The organism is Nitrospira sp. (assembly GCA_005116745.1).
Taxonomy (GTDB): domain Bacteria; phylum Nitrospirota; class Nitrospiria; order Nitrospirales; family Nitrospiraceae; genus Nitrospira_D.
On the sequence record SWDS01000009.1, the window covers coordinates 1 to 1408 of the forward strand.

Annotated in this window: 1 protein-coding gene; it reads right to left on the reverse strand. The window is 61.6% G+C overall.

Going from position 1 to position 1408, the window contains the following annotated elements; all coding sequences use genetic code 11:
* On the reverse strand, positions 1 to 1178 hold a 1178-nt coding region (locus tag E8D52_13220), incomplete at its 3' end, for an IS110 family transposase (GenBank protein ID TKB66944.1).
* Positions 1179 to 1408: the final 230 nt, after the last annotated feature.

Sequence of the window (1408 nt, forward strand, 5' to 3'; positions counted from 1 at the left end):
GGACGAATTTCGTAGGGGCGCTCCGTTTTGAGCCGGGTATACATGATCCGGCACAGGTGTCGGCCTAGGGCTCGAATGGCCTGGTTATGAGATTTCCCTGCCCGGCGTTTCTTCGCATAGTAGCGTTGGGACTCCGGTACAGACTTGCGATGCCGATCCACGGCAATCATCATGGCGGCCTTCGCGCGGACATTGACCTGCTTCGGTGGCTTGGAGCCGTGGCGTGTGCCGGAGCTGTTGTCCAAGGTGGCCATGCCGAGATACAACGCCAGACTGCTTTCCTGCTGAAAGCGTGTCACCGTTCCGATTTCCCCTGCGAGCGCGGCGGTACAGATCGGGCCAAATCCCGGGATGGAGGCGACGGTCGTGGCGATCGTGGACTCCCGCGCGACCTGGTGCATCGTCGTCTCCAAGGCCGCGATCTGCGCATCGAGGGCCAGCACCCGCTGGGCATCTTCCTGAATCATCGCTCCGACCCACTCCACCTCTGGACTCCACTGGGCCCGTGGCTGCCAGTCCTGAATGATGCGGGCATACGCGCGACCCACGCTGGGGATTTGTAAGAGTGTCGCTTTGCGAAGGCGCGTTAGTTGCGGGAGCGTGTCCGCACTGACCAAAAAGTGCAGGAACCACTGGTTGCTGACCTCCCGCGTAATCGCGATCAATCCCGGACAGACCGCCTGGAGATCAGCGTGGAGCGTATTCACTACCCGCACCCGCTCGTTGACCAGGCGTCGTCGCCGCTTCAAGCGCTCATTCGCCACTGGAATGGCACCGACTTCTTGCAGCACGGCTTTGGCGAGCGGCAGATGCTCTCGGAGTTGAAAGAGCTCGAGCCCCATGCGCGCATCCAGCCGATCAGTCTTGGCGGCTCCTGGAAAGATCTCTTTGAACCGTGCCAACTTGAGGTTGTTGACATTGTAGAGCCGATACCCGCGCGCCTGGATCAGCCGATCCAGCGGTCGCGCATACCCATTGTCCCCCTCCATCGCGACGGCAACCGGCCCAGGATAGTGCTGGTGGTGCGTCTCAATGCGGGCGAACAAATGCGCAAACCCTTCGGGCTGGTGCGCGATCGCAAACTCCTCCAGCACCGCTCCGCTCGAGAGCCCGATCGCAACATGGTGTTGCCGGGCCCCCACATCAAGACTGACTCGTAGCTCAACTGGTGGTGTGATGACCACGGGTCCCTCCTCCTGTAGAAGATTGGTGAGGCATCATCCCTCGGTCTCGTCTACAGTCAGAGCCACGTCTTCTGGTCAGAAGATGGCACCATCCCGGTCGACCCCTCGGATGATGCGGGTGACGGAGGCGGCATTTCAGGCAGAGTGTGCCTGACGAGACAGGCCACGGACCCCACGAGCCACACCTCCGTCAGGAGCCCGTATACCCGAATGACGCCGCCCTG